Source organism: Flavobacterium magnesitis, assembly GCF_041729735.1.
In the GTDB taxonomy this organism is placed as follows: Bacteria; Bacteroidota; Bacteroidia; order Flavobacteriales; family Flavobacteriaceae; genus Flavobacterium; species Flavobacterium magnesitis.
The window spans coordinates 46,826-71,697 of record NZ_JBCFQK010000015.1 but is presented as its reverse complement, the minus strand read 5'-3'; the positions used below and the strand labels follow the sequence as shown (position 1 = coordinate 71,697).

Here is a 24,872-nt window from a genome sequence, read left to right as displayed (position 1 = left end):
TTTACTATTCTAATTTAAAGTGGTTTAGTTAAATTTAATTCGAGACAAATAATGAGGAAACATTTCTTTCCAAAGTGGCCAATCATGTAGTTTGTCTTGTCTGATATCAAGCCAATGATCCATATTTTTATTCGCTAATAATTTGCTTATTTTTAAATTGGCATCAAAACAAATATCCCAATTAGAAGTCCCCAGAGCAATGTCCATATTCCACAATTCGTAATCATTTAATCCATGCAAATAATCATCTGGAGAATGATAAAAAACGGTATCGTTATGAAAACCGTCTAAATAGCTTTTGATATTAAAAATTCCGCTCATACTAAATAAATGACTCACATAACCAGGATGTCTAAAAGCAAAATTAGCGGCATGATAACCTCCAAAACTACAACCTGCTACAACCACTTTTCCAGAAGGTGTGTTGTGTCTTACCTTTTCTACTACTTCATGAGAAATCATTTTGTCGTACCAATCGTGATTTTCTATGCGGTGTATAGGATGAATTTGTTTGTTATAAAAACTGTCTTTATCAATACTGTCTGGGCAATAAATTTGTATCAATCCTTGTTCGACATACCATCTTGCGGATTCGATTAAGCCCATATCTTTGTTTTCATGAAAACTTCCCATAGAAGTAGGAAATAAAATTACAGGATAACCTGAATGACCAAATACAAGCATTTCGATATCTCTACTCAAATTTGGAGAATACCACTTCAAATAGTTCTCTTTCATAAACTTTGGTTTTAACAATTATAATGAATTAATCAATACTAAATTCATATTTAGAATATAGCATTTTATTTTTAACAAAAACATAATACTCTTGCTGAAATTGCAGAGAATTATTCATATTTTAGCCTTGAAACAGAATGTTTTATAGCAATTTATTAACACTAATTTCTTAGTACTCAAAAAAGGTTAAGTGGAATAAAATCAAAAGGTATAAACTGCAAAAGTCTAACCCTTTAAAAAATTAATCTGAAATGGGATTGAAATTAATTTTTGAAGATGATTATTTAGTTTAATTTTCTTAGCCTTATTCGGCAAGACTTTTTTCAAATAACTGTACTTGATTTTTTAATCTTTCGATAAGCATATTCATCATTCGTTTATTAAAACTCGATGAATTTTTTATGTACAAAATATATTCATCAACAGTAAATAAGGCAATAATCATTCCTTTTAAAGCATTCCTGAATTTGATGTCTTTTTGAATCGCATTTTCGATAGTTGCGATTTTTTTTTCTACGCTGAGCGAATAGAAATCCCGTTTGTACTTGCTGATATAATTGTGAAAAGAAGCGATAAATAAATCATTTTGTAGTTTTAAAATGGGTCTCAAAACTTCATTTTGAAAAATTTCATCTGCTGAAGATTGGGTGCTAACACTACCTATAGGAGCACCTCGGAATTCACTTAAAAAACTATCTCTCTGACTCATCTTTTTTTCTTAAAAATAGGAAAAAAATCATCAAGGAAGTCTTATTTTAGCATAAATTAATTAAAATTATGAGATTTCATACTAGAAAATGGGTAAAACCCGAAGACCTTAATCCTAACGGAACTTTATTTGGAGGAAAACTGCTTTCTTGGATAGACGAAGAACTGGCTTTATATACGATTATTCAATTCGAAAATTCAAAAGTGGTAACTAAATATATGTCTGAAATTAATTTTACAAGTTCAGCAAAACAAGGAGATGTAATCGAAATAGGTATTGATGTAGTTCGTTTTGGAGTAACTTCAATTACTCTTGAATGTGAAGTTCGAAATATGATGACTCGTGAAACTATCATTACCATTGACAAGACCGTGATGGTAAATTTAGGCGAAGATGGAAAACCAAAAGCACATGGAAAAACAGAAATTGAATTTGTAAAAAATCGTATCTAATATTTATGATTTAAAAATGAATTTTTAGAAGGTAATTCAAATATTTCAAGATCAAAATAGGGAACTGCGGAAATAACATGATCAAAAATATCAGACATTACATATTCATAATTTTCCCATCTTTTATCTGTCACAAAAGTGTAAATTTCAAGCGGAACTCCTTCGGAAGTAGATTGCAGCTGACGGCACATTAAAACCATATCTTGATTAATAGCCGGATGATTGCGAAGGTACTGAATGATGTATTTTCGAAACAACCCTAAGTTAGTTATATTTCTCCCGTTGATTGGTAGGGACTTGTCAATTCCTCTGTCGGTATTGTATTTATTAATTTCGGCTTCTCGAGTGGTAATATAATCACTAATTAATTGGATTTTTTTCAAATCGGCTAATTCGGCTTCATTCAAAAAACGAATACTATTCGTCTTGATAAGCAGGTGTCTTTTAATGCGTCGCCCATTAGACTTAAGCATTCCTCGCCAGTTTTGAAACGAATCTGAACTCAGGCTGTAAGTAGGAATGGTAGTGGTCGTATTATCAAAATTACGGATTTTAACTGTGGTCAAATTGATTTCGATTACATCACCATCGGCACCAAATTTATCTATGGTAATCCAATCACCTATTCGAATCATATCATTTACAGCTACCTGAACGCTGGCTACAAATCCTAAAATAATATCTCTAAAAATTAAAATAATTAATGCCGAAACCGCTCCTAAAGTGGTAAACATATTTTTAAAATCGATATTGAACAATTGGGAAACCAGAATTGTAATTCCAACTAACCAAAGCACAATCATGATGACCTGAATAAAGCTATCAATAGGTTTATCGCTGTAACGAGGTTTTTGCTTTAAGTAATCACGCAGCGCATTAAAAACAGTACGGATAATCCAAAGCACTAAAATAAGAATATAAATCCCTATCAATTTCTCAAAAACTCCATCCCAGTATTCGTAACGTTCTAAAATAATAGGAATCGATTTGTACACAAATAAAACCAAAATTAAGCGAGCGATATACTTCGCGGTTTTGTTTGAAACCAGTAAATCGTCAAACTGAGTTTTAGTTTTTCGAGCTATAAAAATCATTAAACCAACTAAAATCTGTCTAAATACATAGTAAACTAAATAGGATAAAAAACAGAGCAGCACAATGTTTATTATCAAACTAGTGTAAGATGCTATAGTATTATTCCATCCCCAGGTTTTAAAAAGAGGGTATAGAAAAGAGAATAGTTGCTTTAATATGTGGTACATATTAACAGTATTTTTTTTCTACATAAAAAGTACCAAACGGAATCAAAGAAGCCAATAGAATGATTCCAAAATCTTTAATACTCCATTTTTGAGGTGTTTTTAATAAAAATGCCAAAATGATGTAAGCAATAAATAAAATCCCATGACTCATTCCAATAGGATATAATAATTGGTGATAAAGTTCAAAGTTATTTGGTTTGATAAAAAGCATATTTGAAAATAGAACCAAATACGAAATTCCCTCAAGGATGGCAGTAATTTTAAAAATCTTAAGCATTGCTGTTATTTTTTTAGTGTTTCATGCCAAAATTAAGGATTATCATTCGTTTTATAGGTATTAAACCTCAAAGTAATTTACTTTTGTAATCATAAATTTTTTATAATGAGTAAAAGAGATTTAAAAAAATATTTGAGCGAACTTGATAAGGAACAACTTCAGGAACAACTGATTGAATTGTATGAAAAATTTAGTCCTGTAAAAGAATTTTATGATTTTGTATTCAACCCAAAAGAAGATAAATTACTTCAAGAAGCCAAACTGAAAATTTCTCACGAATATTTTCCAGTTTCGAATACCAAAAAACGGAAGCGTCCCAAAATGCGTCGCTCAGTGGCTCAAAAATATATCAAACATTTTATCACGCTAGGAGTAGACCCATTTATTATAGCTGATGTGATGTTGTATACTATTGAAATTGCTCAAACTTTTGCATCCGAAAACTCTATTACACAAGACGCATTTTATAAAAGTATGTACAATTCTTATGATCAGGCCGTACAATTTGCAATAGCAAATGGTATTTTGAGCGAATTTACAAGTCGAATAAGAGCTATTACAGAAGAAACCATTCAACAAAAATGGAAAAATAAGAGCGATTTTCTGCTAATTATAGAACGAATTGACGAATAATCCCCTTCTAAACCAAATTATTTCAAATTGAGTTAATATTTTAAATTAAATATAACAAGATAACTGTTTTTTAGACGTATTTTTGCAAAAATCCAACAAAAAACAATGTTCGAAAGTACGATAGAAATAGAAAAAGAAGAAAAAAAAGAACTTTATGCCTACCAGAAAGGAGATATTGATGCCATATTTGAGCGCATCGATAACGGCCCTGCACAACACCACCTGTTGTATCAATTGCCTACAGGCGGAGGAAAGACAGTAATATTCTCAGAAATTGTTCGCCGTTACCTATCCAAACACGATAAAAAAGTAGTTGTTTTAACGCATAGAATCGAGTTGTGCAAACAAACTTCTAAGATGTTAAAAGGTTTTGGCGTTAAAAATAAAATCATCAATTCTAAGGTTAAAGATTTACCCGATCAAAACGAATATTCTTGTTTTGTTGCGATGGTAGAAACCCTTAAAAACCGTATCAATGACGAAAAATTAATATTAGACAATATTGGTTTGGTTATTATTGATGAGGCGCATTACAACTCATTTAGAAAATTATTAAGCTCCTTTACCAATGCCTTTATATTAGGAGTTACCGCTACGCCGTTAAGTTCTAATATAAAACTACCAATGAATCAAAGCTATGATGAATTAATCGTTGGAGATACTATTAGTTCATTGATAGAAAAAGGATTTTTGGCGAAAGCCACCACCTATAGCTATGATGTGGGTTTGACATCCTTAAAAGTGGGTATTAACGGAGATTATACTGTAAAATCGTCGGATGATTTGTATACGAATACTTTAATGCAAGAAAAATTATTGCATGCGTATACCGAAAAATCATTAGGCAAAAAAACCTTAATTTTCAATAATGGTATCAATACGTCATTGTATGTATATGAAACCTTTAGAGAAGCTGGTTATGAAATTCGACATCTGGACAACACCAGTAGCAACGAAGAAAGAAAAGAAATTTTACATTGGTTCAAACATACAGATGATGCTATTCTTACTTCTGTAGGAATCCTGACAACAGGTTTTGATGAGCCTACAGTAGAAACCATTATATTAAATCGTGCCACAAAATCATTGACTTTATATTACCAAATGATTGGTCGTGGTTCTCGTAAATTACCTCTTAAAGATGAATTTACGGTTATCGATTTAGGGAATAATGCAGCGCGTTTTGGACTTTGGAGTGAGCCGGTAAACTGGCAACACATCTTTAAATCACCTGAATTTTACTTGGAAAATTTACGTGACGATGCTGAAATCGAGTTGTACTTTAAATACACCATGCCGCCAGAATTAAGAGCTAAATTTCCTAATACTGAAGAAGTAACTTTTGATGTTGACGAAGAACACAAATTAGCTATAAAACAAAATTTACGTTCTAAGGTTGTTCTTGATAAATCACTGGATCAACATGCAACGATGTGTGTGTACAACACCGAAACTTTGCAAGAAGCTAAACTATTAGCTAAAGAATTAGATGATGATATCGAATGTCGTATCAAACGTTACGCAAAATGCTTGAGTCAATGCAGTAAAAATTACCGCGAATGGCTTGTAGACGATTACAAACTAAAATTGACTTTGTTATTAGGAAAAAAGTATCGTGAAAAAATCATGAACGAACCTGATGATGAAGATTAAGAAAAACTGTTTTTCATACAAATAATAAAACAAAACAATGTCCAAACAATTCTCAGATTTAGGAATTTCGACAGCTTTAGTACAAACTTTAACTCAGTTGAACCTTGTTGCTCCTACAGCTATACAGGAACAAGTGATTCCGCTGCTCTTAGCAAATCAAACCGATTTGGTAGGATTAGCAAAAACAGGTACGGGAAAAACCGCTGCCTTTGGTTTACCAATTTTACAATTAGTTGATTCTTCAAAACCAAATGTACAAGCCGTAATATTAGTTCCAACCAGAGAATTAGGACAACAAGTTTTTAAAAACCTAGAGGCTTTTGCTCAAAATCTTCCTGCAGTTTCCATTGCTGCTGTTTGCGGAGGAATTCCAATAAAACCACAAATAGAACGTTTAAGCAATCCTACCCATATTGTGGTGGCAACTCCAGGACGTTTGATTGATTTGTTGCAACGAAAAGCCATCAGTCTAAAAGAAACTTCATTTTTAGTTCTGGATGAAGCCGATGAAATGGTAAGCATTCTAAAAGAAAGCTTAGACGAAATTGTTGCCGAATTGCCTAAAAATCACCGTACTTTTTTGTTTTCGGCAACTATGCCAGGAACGATTAAGCAGTTGATTCAGAATTATTTGCATAAAAATGTAGTGCAAATAAGTGCTAATATGGAAACTTCAGGAAATCAAAGTATTGATCACCAATACATTGTTGTAGATCCTATTGAGAAATTAGATGTTTTAATGCACTTTTTGAATTCCAGAGAAGGACAGCGCGGCATTATTTTTTGCAAAACAAAAGCTGCCGTAAATAAATTAGCTAAAAATTTAGCTATCAATCGTTTTTCGTCGGGAGCTTTACACGGTAGTTTGTCTCAGGGAATTCGAGATCGAATCATGGAACAATTCCGCGAAGGACATATCAATATATTAGTAGCTACAGATTTGGCTGCCAGAGGAATTGACGTAAAAGAGATTGCTTATGTAGTTAATTACCATTTGCCAGATACTTATGAAAATTATGTTCATAGAAGTGGTAGAACCGCCAGAGCAGGAGCAAACGGATTATCATTAACTATTTTACAAGCCGAAGAAGAAATAGAAATTGCTGATTTTGAAAAGGAATTAGGTATCCAATTCAAACCATTTTCAAAACCTTCTGCAACTAGTATCGAAGACAACAATACTTTGCTTTGGGCAAAACAAATTTTTAAAACGAAACCCAATCACGAGGTAGATACCGAATTAAAAACAAAGATAAAAACCATATTTCATCATTTAACCAAGGATGAATTAATAGAAAAAATACTAGCTAATTATTTATTGCAAAATAAAAGCCAAGTGGTAGAAAAGCCAGTTAAAAAACTAAAACAAAAAAAATAAAAAACAATCCAAAACTCTTTTGGATAATAAACAAAAGAGATTATTTTTTAAAATTGTAAAATATGGAAATCGTAATAATCGGAGGCGGTTTTGCTGGAATGAATCTTGCAAAGGAATTATTAAATCAAGATGGAGTACATGTAACTCTGGTTGATAAGAACAACTACAATTTTTTTCCACCACTTATTTATCAAGTTGCTACGGCTTATTTAGAGCCATCAAGTATTAGTTATCCTTTTAGAAAATTTTTCGCAGGGAAAAAGAATCTGCAATTTCGTTTAGGAGAATTATTAGAAGTAGTACCTACGGAGAATAAAATAATTTTAAGTAATGGCGAATTAAACTACGATAAACTGGTTTTTGCAACAGGAGCAGAGACAAGTTATTTTGGAATGGAAAATGTAAAAAAGAATGCCATTCCAATGAAAACACTGAACGATGCCATTGTAATGCGTAACACTTTGCTTAAAAACTTAGAAAAAGCAGCTATTACTAAAGACATTCGTAAGCGTAGAAAATTATTGACTATTGTAGTTGCTGGAGGAGGGCCTACAGGAGTGGAGATTTCAGGAATGTTTGCCGAAATGCGTAGAAACATTCTTTTAAAAGAATATCCTGAATTAGAAACTTCGGTTAGTAATATTTATTTAGTTGATGGAGCAGCTGCATTATTGACTCCAATGAGTAAGGAATCGCAACAAGATACGCTTAAAGAACTGACTGATTTAGGAGTAATTGTCAAATTGAACAACAATGTAGTAGATTATGTAGATGATACGGTACATTTTGCTAATGGAGAAACCATTCAAACTAAAAACCTGATTTGGGCAGCTGGAGTTACTGCACGTGAATTTAAAGGGCTTCCTGCTGAAAGTTATGGTCGTGGCAAACGTTTAACTACCGATGCTTTTAATAAAATTAACGGAACGGATAATATTTATGCCATCGGTGATACTTGTATTCAGTTTAATGACGAAAGTTTTCCTCACGGACACCCACAAGTTGCACAAGTTGCTATCCAACAAGGGATTAATTTGGCAAAAAACTTAAAAAATGAGATCCAAAGAAAAGCTTTAGTTCCTTTTAAATATTTAGACAAAGGTTCAATGGCAATTATTGGAAAAGCAAAAGCTGTAGTTGATTTACCTAAACCCAAAATGCACTTTAAAGGTACTTTTGCCTGGATCATTTGGCTTTTTATTCACTTGATTTCATTGATTACCTATAGAAATAAAATAAAGACTTTCTACAACTGGATGATCGCTTATTTCTCTAAAGACAATTCGTTACGAATGATTATCAGACCTGATAAAAAAATAAAAGTAGAAGAAGTTGTAAAATAAAAGTTTTCGTAAAATAGAAAGACCGATGCAGATTAATGTATCGGTTTTTTTATTGGAATTTTTCATACACCTATTAATTTATTAATTAAACACAATAATTACATAACAAGAAATGTATTACTTTGAGTAAAGTTGTTATATTTGGAGAAAGATTACAAACGGCAAATTATCTACTACTGCTATAATGATGCACCAAAAGGCTCCTTTTTAATAGAGAGTTAAAAGGAAATAGTTTATTTACAAAATAGTTGATAACAAAAAACACTATTTAGGTTTAGCTGCACACAGAGAAGGAATTGATAGAGTTGAAAGTGATAAAAATATTTTTTAAAATAAAATCTCTAAATGTTTGTTGGAATTTCCGGAATTAAAATCATAATCTAATGACTACATATAAAACATTAAGATCTTATGAAGCAAATGAGCGTAGGATTGAAAAAGCACGTCAAAAATCAATTGAGATTCAAAATGCTTATAAAGCAGTAAATGATTGGAAAAATTATATCCTAACTTTAAAAACGATTCACTTGAAGTCTTCTTCTGTGGTTGATTGGAATAAAATTAAAAACGTAGAAAAACCAGTCCAACCAAAAAGAGAATATAAAAATGAAGATTTTGCTAAAAATCAATTAGAAAACTTTAAACCCTCCATTTTAGATAAATTATTTGGTTTAATTCCAAAAAAAATAAATAACCTTAAAGAACTATTAGAACAAGCAAAAGTTAAAGATGAAAATGAAAACGATGTTAATTTCAAAAAGTATTTAGAGTGTGTTAAAAACTGGGAAAAGTTACAAGAAATATCAATAGGAGTGGAGAAAAATCAAATTGAATCTTATAAAAAAGCTCTTGAATATTTTAATCCATTTTCTAAAATTGGAGAAATTGGGAACGAGATTAGTATCAATTTAGATAATGAGTTTATTGATATTTATTTGGCTATTAATAGCCTTGATGTTATTCCTGACTATGAACTAAAACAAACGTCAACTGGCAAATTGTCTAAAACAAATATGTCTAAAACAAGATTTAACGAGTTATATCAACAGCATGTTTGTAGTTGTATATTAAGAGTGGGAAGAGAAATATTTGCTCATTTACCCTATAAGTATTCAAGAATTAACGCAACTACAAAAATTGTAAATTGCCAAAATGGAAATATTGAAGAAAAATTGATTCTGTCAATAATATTTTCCGCAGAAACTATGCAAAAAATAAATTTTGGATTAAGTGAACCACTAGACAATATTAACCATTTTACTAGTAATATGTCATTTAATAAAATTAATGGATTTAATCCAGTTAATAGAGTAGAATTTAATAATCGATAGAAAAATGATGACAATATTCATAATTGCAATAATTATCTTTATAATTTATATTGCATCAAGTAAAGATGAAAACTATAAAAATAATAATGTCTCTTCAAATAATAATACATATAAATCAGATCAGGTAATTCGAAATGAATTGATACAAATACTTAATAAAAACATTAAAGTTTCTGTTACAATCACAAATTCTTTAAATGGCAATATTAAAGATGAGTCGATTATTGATGTAACAGGGCAATCCACGAAAATAAATTCTAATATTGTTTTGGTTAAATATGTATTAGGTATTCCGCAATGGCCTATCCAATATGAATATGAATATAAATATGCAGAAATCAATAATGCATCAATTAAACAGAAAGAATTTTACCGTATTTTCAAAAACAGTTTTCTAAATGGAATCTATTATGATTTAGAAGGAAGTACCAATTATGCTTTTATTTTATTAAATGATTTACAGAACGAATATTATAATCATAAAGATTTATCAACATTAGAAAGTCAATTTAATATTTTAGGAAAATACTATCCAAAAACTAAAAGTTATACAGATTCTTTTCTCAGTAAAAGAAGAGAAAAAGAGAATATTCTTGAATTTAAGAATACGAACGTTTATTCTAATGATAATTATTACGATGACTATTGGAAATTAGGAAACAAATTCAAGGATAAATTAAAATTGAATAAAGAAGAGGTAAAACTCCTTAATGCTATTTATAATCCATATAATACCTTTTTCAATATAGAATATTGTGGGCTTGAAATTCTTAAGCTTTATATTGCTGTAATTTTAGCCTTGAAAAATAAATACATCCAAGAAGAAATGACTCTTGATGAGCAGTTTTTGGCTGTTGCAGATATAATTGCCAGAAAGCAATTCAGATATAGGAATGGTAGCGAAAATTATAAATATTGCATTGATACAGCCTCGAATGCATTTTATTCACATATTTTTAAATGTAGTGAAAATGCAGTTCGTGAATTCTATGGCCATAAACGCAAATTAAATACAGACAATTATTACACGAATGTAGAAGCTAAAACAGAGTTCGAAATCAAAATACTTTTAAAAGTAACCGAATTATTGCCAACTTTAATTTCAAAAGTTTCTCAGCCAGATATAGATACAGAAATTGAACTTTATGCACTAAATACAAATCGTTGGAAAATTAAGTTTGAACAATTAACTTCAAATTACAATGACAATCCAAAGGAATTTATAGACTCCATTATATCTCTTGGAAAGCTAAATAAAAAGAATCCGTCAGTTGAAAATATATTTTTTGAAGCATCAAAATTTATTGCAAAATACGATAAGGAAGCATCCCTTTGCCTATATATCCATTATTTACATCACGATTTAAAATCTGCAACTTTTGATAATAAACAACATACAAAAACCATTCAAAAAAGTCTATTTAAAACGAATGAGCAATTACACGATTTTGAAAAAATTATTAGTGAATTAATTAAGGATAAGGATTTAGAAAAAGCTTTAAAACAAATTCCAGAAATTTATAAAATCAAACGTAAAAAAATACAACTTAATAGAGATTCAATAAAAGAAGTTTTAGAACAACATTCTGAAACAGTCGAACTCTTGAATGAGTATCTAAAAGATGATTTTGAAGATGAAAACAATAGTATTAAATCTCAAGAAATAAGTAATGAAGAAATTCAAATTGAGATAATTCAAAAAAGCGAGAAAGTTTATCAGTCCGCTTTTGTGAGTGAATTAACTTTTACTGCAATACACACAACGGCATTAGAACTATTCGCAAAAAGTAATTTTTCAATACCTCAAAACGAATTCGAAATATTTGCTAAATCAAAAGGAGTCTTTAAAAATCAATTAATAGAAAGCATCAACGATACATGTTATGAGTTTTTGGATGATGTTTTGATTGAGGAAGAAGATGATTATTACACAATAAATACAGACTATTTTCAAAGAATTTCAATAAAATGATAGACAAAATTAAACCCAAAGAAGCTACATCAATTATCAATTCATTAATTGGAGGTGTAGTCCCAAAAATTGGCGTTCAGCATATTGCCGTTGGACGTTCCGAAGAAATAAATGCAGTAGTCACTGCATTAGAAGACGTAAAGAACGGTCATAGTATGGTGAAATTTTGGATTGGCGACTTTGGTTCGGGCAAATCCTTTATGCTTCATTTACTTAATACAGTGGCTTTGAAACAGAAATTTGTAGTAGCAAATGCAGACTTTACTCCTGATAATCGTTTGTATTCAAATGATGGAAAAGCGGTTACACTTTATACCGCCATTATGGATAATGTATCTATTCAGACAAAGCCTGAAGGTGGAGCTTTATCGACTCTATTAGAAAAATGGATTGAGCAAGTTGTCACTAAAACAGCAGAAGAAAATAAAATTTCATTGACAGAAATTAGAAATGAACAATATTTGAGTATCATTCAGACCAATATTCAAAAAACAATCAATGAAATTACCGATGTTGGTGGTTTTGATTTTGGATTGGTGGTAATGAAATATTACGAAGGATATATAAAAGATGATGAGCAATTAAGGAGAAATGCTTTAAAATGGCTGAAAGGCGAATACAGGACTAAAACTGAAGCAAGACAAGATTTAGGAATTAGAGAAATTATAAATGATTTGAATTATTATGATATGCTCAAAAATTTCTGTAAACTATTTGTAAGTATGGGTTATAGTGGTTTTATGGTAAATCTTGATGAAGCTATTAATCTTTACAAAATTTCAAACTCTGCTATTAGAGAGAAAAATTACGAAAAAATACTTACTATATACAATGATTGCTTTCAAGGAAAGGTAAACAATTTATTTTTCAATTTTGCGGGTACAAAAGAGGTTTTAGAAAATCAACGCAGAGGTCTTTTTAGTTATGATGCTTTAAAAACAAGATTGGTAAACAATAAATATGAAACATCGGAAATAAGAGATTTTGCACAACCTGTAATTCGTTTACTTCCACTAGATCACAATGAAATATTTGTATTGCTAAAAAATTTAAAAGCAATATTTGATTACAACTATAAAACGGAACTATCAATAAATGATTATGATATCCAACAATTTATGGAAGAGTTATTTAATAAGCCTGGAGCTTCTGAATTTCTAACGCCAAGAGAAGTAATTCGAGATTTTTTAAATATTCTAAATATCATTCGTCAAAATCCAACAGTGGACAAAATTAAATTATTTGGAGGACTTGAAATTTCAGATGAAAGACCTGATGTCTTTTCATTAGACAGCATTGAAGAATTATAATGTCGTTTAATTTACTTTCAGAACCGATACGGAAATTTATTCGTGACAAAGGTTGGGAGGAATTGCGACCAATTCAAAATGCGGCAATTATAAGAATACTAGGTTCAGATGATAATTATATTTTAGCATCACGGACAGCATCTGGAAAAACTGAAGCCGCTTTTTTACCAATCCTTTCAAAAGTTGATTTCAATGAGTCGGGTGTTCAAGTACTTTATATTTCGCCTTTAATTGCTTTAATAAACGACCAATTTTATCGTGTAGAAGAACTTTGCAAAAACCTTGATGTAGATGTTGTAAAATGGCATGGAGAAGCCAACAAAACAGTAAAAGATAAGTTGTTAAAAAATCCCAAAGGGATTGTTCTAATAACTCCCGAATCTTTGGAAGCAATGTTTGTAAATAAACCTTTCAATGTAAGGCAATTATTTTCAAATCTTAAATATGTAGTCATAGATGAGATTCATTCATTTATAGGCACAGACAGAGGAATTCAGTTGAAATCTATTTTATCAAGATTAAAGCAAGTGAATTCAACATCGTTTAGTATTGTTGGACTATCTGCAACAATCGGTGATTATGATGAAGCTAAAAAATTTACAGGAGATGAATCAAAAACAAAGGTATTATTAGACAGAACTGCAAAAGAAATCAATACAGTATTTAGATATTTTAAAAGTACAACCATTGATTTACCATTAGAACTTTTAAAAGATTTATACATTGAAACGAAAGACAGTACCGTTTTAATTTTTCCCAACAGTAGAGGAAGAGTCGAAGAGGTTGCAGTTAAGCTAAAAAAGATTTCGGAGCGTTTAAATGGTCATTCTAATTATTTTTCGCACCATTCATCAGTTGATAGAGAAGTTAGAGAGTATGTTGAATACTTTGCAAAGAATAACAATAGACAAATTTTTTGCATTTCCTGCACATCTACATTAGAATTAGGTATTGATATTGGAGCGGTTGACGCAGTGGTTCAAATTGATGCAACTCATAGTATTGCTTCACTAATTCAACGTGTTGGCAGAAGTGGACGAAAAGAAGGTATAAGCAGTAATCTGTTTTTTTATGCTACAAATGAATGGAGTTTGCTTCAATCAATTGCTTGTTGGCTATTATATAAAGAGGGTTTTATTGAACCGCCTCAAAAAAACGAAAAGCCTTATGATATTTTAGTTCATCAAGCTTTGTCCATAACAAAAGGATATTCAGGAATTAAATTAACTAATTTAATAAAACAACTTTGTGCAAATTCGGCTTTTAAAGGAATTGAATTATTTGAAATTGAAGAAATACTTAATCACTTAATTGAAATTGATTTCCTTGAAAAATTGGAACATGAAGTTATAATTGGTATTGAAGGAGAGAAAGTAGTAAACAGTCGTGATTTTTACAGTGTATTTAAGACTGAAGAAAATTTCAAAGTTGTAAACGCAGGTAATAAAATTGGTGAAGTGCCATTTTCGCCACAAATTATTGAAGACGAAAATATTTTACTTTCTGCTAAAATTTGGAAAATTAAATTCGTTGACCATAAATCAAAAAAAATAGAAGTGATTCCGGCAAAAGATGGAAAGAAGCCAATGTTTTTTGGTAGTGGCGGTGCAATACATCAAAGAATTAGAGAAAAAATGGTTGAAGTTCTTTATTCTAAAACGGATTACGATTTTCTCGACCAAGCAAGTTGTGATGAAATAGAAATCCTTCGAAAAGAATTCTCTGTTTTCAATATTAAGGATTTACATTCTGAACGACCTTTGCAATCATCAGACAAAAATCTACAACTTTTTACGTTTACAGGAACACGAATAAACAGAACAATTAAATTACTTTTAGATATAGTTGGAATAAAAAATATGTTTGACGATGCTAACAGTTCATTTTATATTCAAGTTTCTAAACAAGAATTAATTTCTAAATGGAGTTCTGTTTCTGTACCATTAATAAATATTGATAGCCATATTTCTAAACTTTTGAAGTCAAATCCAGCATTATTAGATTTTTCTAAATGGAGTGATTATTTACCAGAAAACTACAAAGTAAAACTTTTAAAAGACAAATATTTTGACATTGAACGAACTATAGAATTTTTAAAGACAATAATGCTTGTTGAAAATAGATGATGGTTTAGTTGTTATTTCCTTTATTTTAAAATGAACTATAATTTATATTATGTAAAATAGAATATTTCATTTTATTATAAATAATTCCTCTCCTTCGCACATATTTAAATCTAAATACAATTTATAATCTAGTTTAGGGTTTTATTATATTTAGTCTAAAAACATTTTTTATAAACAATACGTCTAAGATAGAAATGAAATTAATTTTAACTGTTTTATTTTAGTAGTTTTGTAGTATAATTTATTATAATCCCATGAATATAATTGCAGAACAAATAGCTGAATTTTTAAAAATTTACGAGCCTTTTAATCAGCTTACATCAGATCAATTAGCTGAAATAGCTAGCAATATTCGTGTTGTAAGTTTAGAAAAAAAACAGACTTTATTTAAAATTAATGATGCGCTACACGACAGCTTTTATGTTGTGGCTTCGGGAGTTGTCAATATCTCTGTAATTGCTGACGCCGAAGAAAGTATTATTAATAAATGTCATGAAGGAACCATTTTTGGTTTGCGTCCGTTTTTTGCAAAAAACAATTATAAAATGACGGCTAAAGCCAGAGAAGAAAGTCTGGTATATGCTATTCCTATTGCTGTTTTTAAGCCTTTATTGGCAAATAATTCAGAGGTTTTAAACTTTTTATTAGAGAATTTTGCCAGCAATTTGCCTGATGACCGTTCGTCTCAGGGAAATTTAGTTTCTGACGGAATGTTTTATTCTGAAAAACAATCGGAAGCACAATTTTTTCAAACCTTAGCTTATAATACCACGCCACTTTTGGCTACATCAGACAATACTGCTCAGGAAGTGGCACAATTAATGGCCGAATCCTTAAAAAACAATGTTATCATTTTCGAAAGAAATGGTCCAATCGGGATTGTAACGCATGCTGATTTAGCTTCAAAAATTGCAACTGGGCGTTTTCCTATTAATACGCCTGTTAGAAATATCATGTCGTCGCCGGTGGTTACGGTTTTAGAAAATGTTTCTTTGGCAGAAGCCCAATTGTTAATGCTGAAAAATAATGTCACTCATTTGTGTGTAACCATTGACGGAACCGATAAATCTACAATAAAAGGAGTAATTTCTGAACACGATTTAATTGCAGCTCAAGCCAGTAATCCTGGTGTTTTGATTAAAGAAATAAAACGTTCTTTGTCTTCAAAAGAACTTAAAGAAATCCGTAATCGATTGACAAATTTAATTCAGTCATCAATTCAAAAAAACATTCCATTAACCCATATTACTAATATTGCCAGCGAAATCAACTATGCGATTTTAAAAAGAGTTGTCGAATTGTCTATTTTAGAATTAGGCTCCCCTCCTGCGCGATTTGCCTGGTTGAGTATCGGTAGTCAAGGACGAAAAGAGCAACTTTTATTAACGGATCAAGATAGTATTTTAGTTTTTGAAGATGTCGCTCAGGACAAGTATATTGAAGTAAAAGACTATTTTTTAAAGCTTGGAAAAAAGACAACCACTCTTTTAGAAACCATAGGTTACGAACTCTGTCCTCACGGACACATGGCAAGCAATATGATGTGGTGTAAGTCATTGACTGACTGGATAAAACAATACAGTAATTGGATGAATGCTACAAGAGAAAATTCAGCTAACTTAAGTAGTATTTTCTTTGATTATGAGTTGGTTATTGGCGAACAAAAAATAGAAACAGCAATCAATAATATTGTTTTTGAAAATGCGGTTAACAATACTTTGTTTTTTGATTTTCTAGGAAATGATGCTTTGAGAAAAAATTCGCCTTTGAGTTTTTTCAAAAAATTTCTGGTTGAAGAAGAAGGAATTCATAAAGATAAATTTGATATAAAAACCAGAGCATTAATGCCATTGATTGATAGTGCACGACTTTTCACCTTGAGTTATGATATCAAAGGAATCAATAATACCTATACCCGATTCAAACAATTGGCTATAGTTGACCCAAAACATTCCGAAATTTATCTCAACTGTGCTGAAGCTTATTTATTTTTAACAAAAATTAGAACTTTAGAAGGTTTAAAAAATGAAAATTCAGGACAATATATTAACTTAGAGGAACTATCAAAAATTGATAGAGAAAAACTTAAAAATGCGCTGATTCCAATGAAAGAATTGGAAGAATTAATTAAGGATAAGTTTCAACTCACACAATTCTCATAGATTTATGTTAGACTGGTTAAAAAATATTAATAAAGAACATCCGGAATTCTGGAAAGAATATTTAGCTAAATTTTCAAAAAAAACAAATCGATACGTTATACTATCAACCGAAGCAACTGGAGATTCTGTTGAAAAAGATGTTATTACTTTCATTAGCGCTTTTGCCGTTGAAAATGATTCTGTTTTGATTAAAGATAGTTTTGAAACTATTTTGTTGCAATACCGTTTTATGCACGACAATCACCTTTCTAATGAATACATCATTGAAAGTAAATTACTTAAATTATCAGAACCTGAAGCTTTTAAATCGTTTGTTGAATATTTAGGAAATGGCGTTATAGTAGGTCATGAAATTGCCTCTGACATGGAGATGGTAAATGCTACTTTAGAACGTTTAGACTGTGGAAAATTGCGTAATGATGCTTTAGATATTGCTATTATGCATCGAAAATTACACGAACTTCCAGAAGACAAAGAAATATCTCTTGATGAACTGGCTGCATTTTATAAAATTCCGACCACATCAGGGAATTCGGTAACTGAAAAAGCATACACAATTGCTTTACTCTTTTTGAAATTAAAATTCAAATTAGGATTAAAATAAAAAAAGCTGCTTCGATTTTGAAGCAGCTTTTCTGTTATATAAACTATTTGTTACCAAATAATATTATTTTTTTTCGTTTTGAATTTCTTCAATAATTTCAGGATTCAATAAGGTACTCATATCTCCATAGTCTGTAAAATTACCTTCGGCAATCTTTCTAAGAATTCTACGCATAATTTTTCCCGAACGTGTTTTTGGTAATCCCGAAACAAACTGAATTTTATCCAGTTTTGCAATTGGACCAACGTGATCTGTGATGTGTTGGTTAATTTCGATAAAAAGATTTTCCTTATTTCTAATTTCTCCTGTTTCTTTTAGAATAACATAACCATATAAAGCTTTTCCTTTTACATCATGTGGAAAACCTACTACAGCACTTTCGGCAACTGCTGGATGTTCATTGATAGCATCTTCTATTGGTGCTGTACCCAAATTATGCCCAGAAACAATAATTACATCATCTACTCTACCCGTAATTCTATAGTAACCCACTTCGTCACGCAAAGCACCGTCACCAGTAAAATATTTACCCGGATATTGAGAAAAATAAGTGTCTTTATAACGTTGGTGATCATTCCAGATTGTTCTTGCCATTCCTGGCCATGGAAACTTAATACATAAACTTCCCACCACTTGATTTCCTTCAATTTCATTTCTCTTATCATCCATTAAAACGGCTTGAATTCCAGGTAAGGGGAAAGTTGCATACGTAGGTTTTGTAGGTGTTATAAAAGCCAATGGCGAAATCATAATTCCTCCAGTTTCTGTTTGCCACCAAGTATCTACAACAGGACATTTTTTTTCTCCTACGTGATCGTTAAACCAGTGCCAAGCTTCTTCGTTAATAGGCTCGCCTACTGATCCAATAACTTTTAAACTTTCTAAATGGTATTTTTGAACGTATTCTATTTTTTCTTTTGCCAAAGCTCTAATAGCAGTTGGTGCCGTGTAAAACTGACTCACCTTATGTTTTTCAATTACCTGCCAAAAACGACTGTGGTCTGGATAAGAAGGTACACCTTCAAAGATTACAGTTGTTGCTCCATTCAATAATGGTCCGTATAATATATAGGAATGTCCTGTTATCCAACCAATATCGGCAGTACACCAGTGCACATCATTTTCTTCATAACTAAAAACATTTTTAAAGGTATAGGCTGTAAAAACCATATAACCCGCTGTAGTATGCACCATTCCTTTTGGATTTCCAGTAGAACCAGAAGTATAAAGAATAAACAAAGGATCTTCGGCATCCATAATTTCGGCAACACTATTATCTGAAGCTTCATCTAATAAAGGTTGCAACCAAATGTCTCTGCCTTCTTTCATGTTCACTGCTGTATTAGTTCTTTTTACTACTAAAACAGTACTAACTGATGGGCTTCTATCTAATGCTTCGTCAACAATTTCTTTTAATTCAATAGTTTTATTTCCTCTAAAACCACCATCAGAAGTAATGACCATTTTACTATCACTATCATTAATTCTAGTAGCTAAAGCTTTGGATGAAAAACCTGCAAAAACTACTGAGTGAATCGCTCCAATTCTGGCACAAGCTAAAATAGCTACCGCTAATTCTGGAATCATGGGTAAGTAGATACAAACACGATCTCCTTTTTTTATGCCTTGCTCTCGCAAAACATTAGCCATTTTGCACACTCGTTGGTGCAATTCATTATAAGTGATGTGTAAGGCTTCTTCGTCTGGATTGTTGGGTTCGAAAATAATGGCAGTCTTCTCTCCTCTTTTATTTAAGTGTCTGTCAATGCAATTTTTGGTGATATTTAGTTTCGCACCAGCAAACCACTGAACATCAGCTTCTGCCATATCAAATTCTACTACTTTGTCCCATGGCTGGTACCAGGTAAAATTTTCTTCGGCAATTTTTCCCCAAAATTTTCTTGGTTCACGAATTGACTTATTGTAATGCTTAAAATATTGCTCTAAATTATCAACTTTATAGTAACTCATCCCTGTTTGTATTTTTTATAAATGTATTAAATCTGATTCTATTTTTAAAACAAAATAAATCATTAATCAATGCAATTTAATCAAAATAATGAAATTCAATCCTAACAAAAATGCAAATTATTCAAAACACCGTTTAAAAACACCTATTTTATAAAAACAGAAAAGCGAAGTAGATTATTACTTCGCTTTTTTTGAATTAAGATTAATTGTTTCGTTTCTAAAAATATTTTAACAAAAGTTGAAAACTGGATTTATATTTATCAGTTTTAAAATCCTTCTCAGACTTATCTATTCTCTTATTAAGCTCTTCGATAGTCATTGGCTTAAAAGCATCTTCACTATCGCTATTTTTTCTTTTTTTTAGTAAATTTTCAAACTGAGCAATAGCTTCCTCACTTTGAATTTTGAGAAATTCTTGAATAAATTCTATTTTTCTAGTTTGTATGTCCATGACTAAAGCTTCTGTTCAAAATTACAAATTTATTCTATACAACGATGTTTTCTAACTCCTATTTTAAAATGAACTAGATGCGAAGTAAGTTCAAAAGCATTTCAATATCCTGATTTTCAAACACTAAATTAAATAGAAAGCTTTATTACAACCTTCTATCAGTTTCGTTTATTGCTAAGTCGTTAATGCTTGCATAACGTTTTCTCATAAAACCATTTTCGTCAAACTCCCAGTTTTCATTGCCGTAAGAGCGAAACCATTGTCCTTCATTGTCACGCCATTCGTATTCAAAACGAACTGCAATTTTGTTATCGGTAAAAGCCCAAAGTTCTTTTTTGAGTTTATAATCCAATTCTTTTTCCCATTTGGCAGTCAAAAATTGTTTTGCTTCTTCTCTTCCATTAATAAAAAGATCTCTGTTTCTCCACTCGGTATCAATGGTGTAAGCCAGTGAAACTTTTTCAGGATCTTTAGTATTCCAGGCGTCTTCTGCAATTTGTACTTTCTGAGTTGCCGTTTCAAAATTAAACGGCGGAAGTGGTAGTTTTTTTTGTCATTTTTAGCTTATTTATTGTTTTTAAGAACCATATCAATAGTTATTGCACAAGAAATAATGGTAATTTTATTGGTGATTTCTGTGTAATCTGGATTTACAGCAACATAATATTTATCAGCTCTTGTAAAAACTTCTTTCATAACGCCTCCCCATTTTTTATTGATTGTACCAATAGGTTTTTCATTAGCATCATTAATTTTAAAATCCCAAGCTTTCCAATCACCCGTAATTCTAGCAATTGTTTTCCCAACAGCATTTTCAATGATAAAAGTTGGTTTAAAAAATTTAAATTTTTGTTTAATAGTTCCAATAGTCTTATCATTTGGATCAACAATAACAATTTTACTCATCCAGAAAGTCCAACCTCTTTTGATACTCACTTGTAAATCACTATCCATATTATGCACTTCCAATAAAAACGGAAACATTGCTTTATTCAAAAACAAACGTAAAACTTTGTGCCAACTCGTTACTTTTTGATTGATAACACCAACTTGTTCTCCGCTTTTGTTAAATATATTATAGGTATTTCCAAATTTAAAATAATTTACTTTCTCATCGATAAAATAATCATTGTTTTCAAAAAATTTTGGGATAAATAATGATTGTTCTGACATATAATTCTTTTTTAGTTGCTGCAATAATACAATAATGTAATTTAGTTAAATCCTGCGTTTTCAAGCGGTCTTATTAATTCTAGTTCATTTTTTAATTTTTTTCCTAATTCATTGGGAAAATGATTAACAATTCCAATAACTGATGCAGCAAGGTATCTTCTTGCTAGCATCACAAAAATCAGACTGTAATTAACATCTGGATCCGTCCCTAAACCTCTTCCTTTACCATTATCTATTCTTTCAATTGATAATGGTAATGGATGTACTAAGTTTGAAAGCTGTCTATAATGTATTCTCAAATCTTTACAAACATAAAGTTCTTGTTCAAATTCAACTTTTGTTTTATACATTTCTCTGAATTGAATAGCCCTTATTCTTTGATCTTTAGGTAATTTAGATAAATAAACATGGTTTTTTATTCGAATCTTTTCGTTAGCAATTCCATCTTCAAACTGTTTTAATTCTGTTAAATCCATTTCCTGTTTTCTAATCGAATACCATTCTAAATTCCTGTGTAATTGTAATATAAAGAAACGTAATTCGGCTTCACTTTCACATATTTTTTCAGTTCCAAAATAATACATACTTAAATATGTTTCAATAATATTTCTTGTAAGGGAGGCAATAGAAGTAATATCCCACACATCTTCATCAGTTGGTCTAGATGAAATTGGTCTTGGTAATAATTTACTAAGCGATATAGCTGTTAAGGTTTGCCTTGTAAATATTTTAACAGCACGTATGCCACGTCCATCTGTTTGTATATTATGTTGATTTAATGAAACTAGAGCTGTAAAAGCTAACACCTTATCATACAACTCCAATTCTTCTAAATATGATAATTCTAATTTTGTAAGTTTTCTATCTTTCCTTTTTGACATTTTTTTTTCTGTTTTTCACAACAAATCCATTCTTAATATAATAAATCATAAAATAGCTACAAATTTTACATGTTAGATGTGCTTATTCTATGATAGTAGCTTCTATTTTACAATGTAAGTATATTATTTTTTCTTACGAAGAATTAAACTAATTTACTCTATAAATGATTTTGAAAAAGTTTTTTTGGAAATAAAAAAGTTATTTCCTAACCCCGATTACTTCACCTAACATTTATTTTCATTGGAGTTCAGTGAATTTCATTTGCAGTGGAAATCCTTTTCTTTTTTTCTTAAAAAAGAAAAGATTGCAACGGAAAGCGAGAGCATTCGTTATTATAAGCTAAAAAGGTCTGCTCCTAAAAAAATAAAAAGCACAAAAAAAGCGAAGTAAATAATTACTCCGCTTTCTAGCTTATTAAAAATTCGTGATTAAACGATTTTTTTCATTGCAGTCATTGATTCTCTTAACCAAGCTCCTACTTCTTCAACTGGGTGGTTACGGATGATATCATTTACTTCAATTAATTCTTTGTTGTCTACTCCGTTGTTTCCGTTGTTAAATGGACGACCAATTAAGTTTGATGGTGCATTTTTAACGTACTCAGCGATTAATGGCTTAGCAGCGTGATCAAACAAATAACATCCGTACTCAGCAGTATCAGAGATTACACGGTTCATTTCGAACAATTTCTTTCTTGCAATTGTGTTAGCAATAAGTGGTGTTTCGTGTAATGACTCGTAGTAAGCAGACTCTTCGATAATTCCTGAATCAGTCATAGCTTCAAAAGCTAATTCTACTCCAGCTTTAACCATAGCTACCATTAATACTCCATTATCGTAGTATTCTTGCTCAGAGATTTCAACATCTCCAGCTGGTGTTTTTTCGAAATTAGTTTCTCCAGTTGCTGCTCTCCAAGACAATAAGTTTTTATCATCATTTGCCCAGTCTTCCATCATTGTTTTAGAAAAATGACCAGAGATAATATCATCCATGTGTTTTTGGAACAACGGACGCATGATGTCTTTTAATTCTTCAGCAGCATTAAATGCAGCAATTTTAGCAGGGTTAGATAAACGATCCATCATGTTTGTAATTCCACCATGTTTTAACCCTTCAGTGATCGTTTCCCATCCGTATTGAATTAATTTAGAAGCATATCCTGCATCAACACCTTCAGCTACCATTTTGTCAAAACATAAGATAGAACCTGTTTGCAACAATCCACAAAGAATAGTTTGCTCTCCCATTAAATCTGATTTTACTTCAGCTACGAAAGAAGAACGCAATACTCCTGCTCTATTTCCTCCTGTTGCAACAGCATAAGCTTTAGCTTGGTCTAAACCTACGCCATTTGGATCATTTTCAGGGTGAACAGCGATAAGTGTTGGTACACCAAATCCTCTTTTGTACTCTTCACGTACTTCAGAACCTGGACATTTAGGAGCACACATAATAACTGTTAAGTCTTTACGAATTTGCATTCCTTCTTCAACAATATTAAAACCATGAGAATAAGCTAAAGTAGCTCCTTGTTTCATTAATGGCATAATTGCAGTAACTACAGCAGTATGTTGTTTATCTGGTGTAAGGTTACAAACTAAATCAGCCGTTGGAATTAATTCTTCATAAGTTCCCACTTTGAAACCATTATCAGCAGCGTTCATGAAAGAAGCTCTTTTTTGAGCAATAGCTTCAGCACGCAACGCATAAGAAATATCTAAACCTGAATCTCTCATGTTCAAACCTTGGTTCAAACCTTGAGCACCACAACCAACAATAACTACTTTTTTACCTTTTAAAGCTTCGATTCCATTAGCAAATTCTGATTGATCCATGAATTCGCAAACGCCTAATTGTTCTAATTGTAATCTAAGTGGTAATGAATTGAAATAATTTGCCATTTTTTAATATTTAATTTATGATTTTAATTCTTCTAATAATAAACTTGTTACTTCCATTTTCTCTTTAGAAACGGATATTCTTCCCGAACGCACAAACTGCATAATTCCAAAAGGTTTTAATTTTGAATGTAGTTCTTCAATTTCTGAACGTCTTCCTGATTTTGAGATTACAAAAAAGTCTCTGGATACGGTTACAATTTCCGAATGACTTTCTTTAATGATGTTTTGAATTTGTCTTTCGTCAAATAATAAACTAGAATTGATTTTGAATAAAGCACTTTCTAAAAAGATGGTTTCTTCATCGATATGATAAAACGCTTTTATTACTTCAATTTGTTTTTCTATTTGTCCAACAATATTTTGTACCCATTTTTCAGTAGTATCTACTACAATTACAAATCGAGAAACGTTTTCAATTTCCGATTCGGATACATTTAAACTCAATATATTAATGTGGCGCTTTAAGAATATCCCTGATATTCTGTTCAATAAGCCAACGTTGTTTTCTGAATAAACAGAAATGGTGAATGTTTTATTTTCCATA

At 30.9% G+C, this 24,872-nt stretch carries 21 protein-coding genes and 1 pseudogene; 11 read left to right on the top strand and 11 right to left on the bottom strand.

Features of this window, described 5'->3' with window-relative positions; genetic code table 11:
* Positions 1 to 24: 24 nt before the first annotated feature.
* Together AAGV33_RS11215 and AAGV33_RS11210 are read right to left on the bottom strand one after the other, a co-directional pair.
* Positions 25 to 738, bottom strand: coding sequence for an alpha/beta fold hydrolase (locus AAGV33_RS11215; RefSeq protein ID WP_373392109.1), 714 nt, complete (start codon positions 736 to 738; stop codon positions 25 to 27).
* Positions 739 to 1,042: 304 nt separating this feature from the next.
* The gene (locus tag AAGV33_RS11210; RefSeq protein WP_373392108.1) at positions 1,043 to 1,447 is read right to left on the bottom strand and encodes a glyoxalase; all 405 of its coding nucleotides are present in this window, start codon (positions 1,445 to 1,447) and stop codon (positions 1,043 to 1,045) included.
* Between the two features lie 68 nt (positions 1,448 to 1,515).
* On the opposite strand from AAGV33_RS11210, the gene AAGV33_RS11205 reads away from it, so the two are divergent.
* Positions 1,516 to 1,899 carry an acyl-CoA thioesterase gene (locus AAGV33_RS11205; RefSeq protein WP_373392107.1) on the top strand — a complete coding sequence of 128 codons (384 nt, stop codon included), beginning with the start codon at positions 1,516 to 1,518 and terminating at the stop codon, positions 1,897 to 1,899.
* Here the strand turns inward: AAGV33_RS11205 and AAGV33_RS11200 are convergent.
* Both AAGV33_RS11200 and AAGV33_RS11195 read right to left on the bottom strand, forming a co-directional pair.
* Positions 1,896 to 3,161 (bottom strand): mechanosensitive ion channel family protein, encoded by a 1,266-nt coding sequence (locus AAGV33_RS11200; RefSeq protein ID WP_373392106.1) that lies wholly within the window; start codon positions 3,159 to 3,161, stop codon positions 1,896 to 1,898. The genes AAGV33_RS11205 and AAGV33_RS11200 overlap by 4 nt on opposite strands.
* Before the next feature lies 1 nt (position 3,162).
* Positions 3,163 to 3,438, bottom strand: a complete 276-nt coding sequence (locus tag AAGV33_RS11195; RefSeq protein WP_373392105.1) for a DUF3817 domain-containing protein — start codon at positions 3,436 to 3,438, stop codon at positions 3,163 to 3,165.
* Positions 3,439 to 3,543: 105 nt separating this feature from the next.
* On the opposite strand from AAGV33_RS11195, the gene AAGV33_RS11190 reads away from it, so the two are divergent.
* The 10 genes from AAGV33_RS11190 (at position 3,544) to AAGV33_RS11145 (ending at position 17,950) form a co-directional block, all read left to right on the top strand.
* On the top strand, positions 3,544 to 4,071 hold the full coding sequence (locus AAGV33_RS11190; RefSeq protein WP_373392104.1) for a DUF6155 family protein: 528 nt from the start codon (positions 3,544 to 3,546) through the stop codon (positions 4,069 to 4,071).
* A 105-nt stretch (positions 4,072 to 4,176) separates the two neighbouring features.
* On the top strand, positions 4,177 to 5,724 hold the full coding sequence (locus tag AAGV33_RS11185; protein ID WP_373392103.1) for a DEAD/DEAH box helicase: 1,548 nt from the start codon (positions 4,177 to 4,179) through the stop codon (positions 5,722 to 5,724).
* A 37-nt stretch (positions 5,725 to 5,761) separates the two neighbouring features.
* Positions 5,762 to 7,102, top strand: a complete 1,341-nt coding sequence (locus tag AAGV33_RS11180) for a DEAD/DEAH box helicase (RefSeq protein ID WP_373392102.1) — start codon at positions 5,762 to 5,764, stop codon at positions 7,100 to 7,102.
* Between the two features lie 62 nt (positions 7,103 to 7,164).
* Positions 7,165 to 8,445: an NAD(P)/FAD-dependent oxidoreductase gene (locus tag AAGV33_RS11175; protein ID WP_373392101.1), complete on the top strand. Its 1,281-nt coding sequence runs from the start codon at positions 7,165 to 7,167 to the stop codon at positions 8,443 to 8,445.
* Between the two features lie 383 nt (positions 8,446 to 8,828).
* A complete protein-coding gene (locus AAGV33_RS11170; protein ID WP_373392100.1) occupies positions 8,829 to 9,776 on the top strand; it encodes a hypothetical protein in 948 nt (315 codons plus the stop codon).
* 4 nt (positions 9,777 to 9,780) lie between these two features.
* Positions 9,781 to 11,748: a tellurite resistance TerB C-terminal domain-containing protein gene (locus AAGV33_RS11165; RefSeq protein ID WP_373392099.1), complete on the top strand. Its 1,968-nt coding sequence runs from the start codon at positions 9,781 to 9,783 to the stop codon at positions 11,746 to 11,748.
* Positions 11,745 to 13,058, top strand: a complete 1,314-nt coding sequence (locus AAGV33_RS11160; protein ID WP_373392098.1) for an ATP-binding protein — start codon at positions 11,745 to 11,747, stop codon at positions 13,056 to 13,058. The genes AAGV33_RS11165 and AAGV33_RS11160 overlap by 4 nt, the downstream gene beginning before the upstream one ends.
* Complete coding sequence (locus AAGV33_RS11155) at positions 13,058 to 15,184, top strand: DEAD/DEAH box helicase (protein WP_373392097.1); 2,127 nt, start codon at positions 13,058 to 13,060, stop codon at positions 15,182 to 15,184. Before AAGV33_RS11160 ends, AAGV33_RS11155 begins: the two co-directional genes overlap by 1 nt.
* A 254-nt stretch (positions 15,185 to 15,438) precedes the next feature.
* Complete coding sequence (locus AAGV33_RS11150; protein ID WP_373392096.1) at positions 15,439 to 17,346, top strand: DUF294 nucleotidyltransferase-like domain-containing protein; 1,908 nt, start codon at positions 15,439 to 15,441, stop codon at positions 17,344 to 17,346.
* 4 nt (positions 17,347 to 17,350) lie between these two features.
* On the top strand, positions 17,351 to 17,950 hold the full coding sequence (locus tag AAGV33_RS11145; protein WP_373392095.1) for a 3'-5' exonuclease: 600 nt from the start codon (positions 17,351 to 17,353) through the stop codon (positions 17,948 to 17,950).
* Between the two features lie 63 nt (positions 17,951 to 18,013).
* Here AAGV33_RS11145 and acs read toward each other — a convergent pair whose 3' ends face one another.
* The 7 genes and pseudogenes from acs to ilvN all read right to left on the bottom strand — a co-directional run bounded on the left by acs (position 18,014) and on the right by ilvN (position 24,871).
* Positions 18,014 to 19,921: an acetate--CoA ligase gene (gene acs / locus AAGV33_RS11140; RefSeq protein ID WP_373392094.1), complete on the bottom strand. Its 1,908-nt coding sequence runs from the start codon at positions 19,919 to 19,921 to the stop codon at positions 18,014 to 18,016.
* A gap of 217 nt (positions 19,922 to 20,138) precedes the next feature.
* Positions 20,139 to 20,372, bottom strand: coding sequence for a hypothetical protein (locus AAGV33_RS11135; RefSeq protein WP_373392093.1), 234 nt, complete (start codon positions 20,370 to 20,372; stop codon positions 20,139 to 20,141).
* Between the two features lie 145 nt (positions 20,373 to 20,517).
* Positions 20,518 to 20,925: pseudogene (locus tag AAGV33_RS11130) on the bottom strand (DUF1348 family protein); the annotation flags it as partial.
* 11 nt (positions 20,926 to 20,936) lie between these two features.
* The gene (locus AAGV33_RS11125; protein ID WP_373392092.1) at positions 20,937 to 21,545 is read right to left on the bottom strand and encodes an LURP-one-related/scramblase family protein; all 609 of its coding nucleotides are present in this window, start codon (positions 21,543 to 21,545) and stop codon (positions 20,937 to 20,939) included.
* 41 nt (positions 21,546 to 21,586) lie between these two features.
* Entirely contained in the window at positions 21,587 to 22,426 is an 840-nt protein-coding gene (locus tag AAGV33_RS11120) for a hypothetical protein (RefSeq protein ID WP_373392091.1), read from the bottom strand.
* Positions 22,427 to 22,855: 429 nt separating this feature from the next.
* Positions 22,856 to 24,328 (bottom strand): ketol-acid reductoisomerase, encoded by a 1,473-nt coding sequence (gene ilvC, locus AAGV33_RS11115; protein ID WP_373392090.1) that lies wholly within the window; start codon positions 24,326 to 24,328, stop codon positions 22,856 to 22,858.
* A gap of 15 nt (positions 24,329 to 24,343) precedes the next feature.
* Positions 24,344 to 24,871, bottom strand: coding sequence for an acetolactate synthase small subunit (ilvN, locus tag AAGV33_RS11110; RefSeq protein WP_373392089.1), 528 nt, complete (start codon positions 24,869 to 24,871; stop codon positions 24,344 to 24,346).
* Position 24,872: the final 1 nt, after the last annotated feature.